General features: G+C 36.2%; 1 protein-coding gene. It reads left to right on the plus strand.

Annotation, left to right across the window (positions count from 1 at the left end):
* Positions 1–107: 107 nt before the first annotated feature.
* On the plus strand, positions 108–1,544 hold a 1,437-nt coding region (locus tag IE867_RS14405), incomplete at its 3' end, for a transposase (RefSeq protein WP_192485398.1).

Consider the following 1,544-nt stretch of genomic DNA (forward strand, 5'->3'; position numbering starts at 1 on the left):
GGCATGGTTCAAATCCAGTATACACATGAAGGCAACTTTTGATAGCATTTAGAGAGCCGTTTAATTATTATCAATTTGCGAAAAAACAAAAACAAACGGCTCATTATATGCAACCTAAACGACTCACTCAAAACCAAAAGAAACAGCTATTAAGCGATTGCATTAAATCAGGATGTGTTACTGATATTGCCAATAAACACAATGTTACTCGTAAAACCGTGTATTCTCATATCAACACAGTCTCTGAAGCAATAGATCAAACGCTGAGCAAACCTGAGGATGTAATATGTTATATCCCTGTAACTTGGGAGTACATCGCTATGGTGGCAACACTTTTGTTTATCGTTTGCAAAAGTAGCGTTAGAAATATTATTTATTTTATCAAGTACGCTTTTGATGTTGATGTGTCAGTTGGCACGGTTTGTTCAATCCTTGATGACGCAACTGCTAAGGCCAAAGAAGTCAATGACAGTTATCGCTTTGAAAGCTGTAAAAACAGTGCGACTGACGAGCTTTTCCATCAGGGTGATCCCGTGTTAGCAGTTATCGATTTAGATTCGCAGTTCTGTCTTGAGCTTCAACAAGAAGATACTCGTGATCATAATGCTTGGGGCTATCATTTACTCAATATGAGTGATAAAGGTTACAGTCCTGATAACAACGTGATGGATGGTGGCTCTGGCATGGAAAAAGCATTTGCTGAAATTATGCCTAGCGTCAAAGTCAGATATGATCATTTTCATGTTACCCAAAGTATTAAAGAGACTTCACGCTTTCTGAAGAATAAATATGAATCTTCAGTGACTAAGTGCATAAAAGAATCAACTAAACTCGATAAAGCCAAAACAAAACAGCAGCAACAAAAGCAAGGATATCATCTTAAAAAGGCAGCCAAAGAAATGAAAAACTATGATCATGTCTATAGTCAGTTTTCAACTTTAACCAACTGGCTTCAATATGATGTGTTACAGCTACAAAGCAGCTCTCCAGAAGAAAGAGATTCGATGTTTGATTTCATTCTCTATGAGCTTGAAGAGCTTGCTAAAAGACATCCTCATCGTATTCAATCTATTGTAACTACACTCAAAAACAATAAGGAAAAGCTGCTCGATGTCGTTAATGAGCTTAATACAGAGTTTAAAAACTTAGCTATCAAGCATGATATAAGCGTTTCAGATATCTGGGATATATGTAATAACGCCAGATATAATCTCGATGGTAATCAGTATGATATTAACCTGATTAAGTTTTATGATAAACACGGAGATCACTTTGATAATATTGAAGATGATGTACTAAACATCATTGCTACCGTTCATCGATCAAGCTCTCTAATCGAAACGCTTAACAGCCGATTAAGACCTTATCTTGATCCTCGCAAAGGATTTAAAAAAGAGCGATTTGAACTCATCAAATTCGCGCTTAATCACATCCCTTTGATGCGCTCTGCTAACGAAAAAATGAAAGGAAAATCAACTGCTGAAATATTTACTCAAGTTGATCATATTGACTTCATTTCTTTGCTAGGCTTTCAGCGATTTAAA

The sequence above is a fragment of the Cysteiniphilum marinum genome (assembly GCF_014857925.1).
Classification (GTDB): domain Bacteria; phylum Pseudomonadota; class Gammaproteobacteria; order Francisellales; family Francisellaceae; genus Caedibacter; species Caedibacter marinus.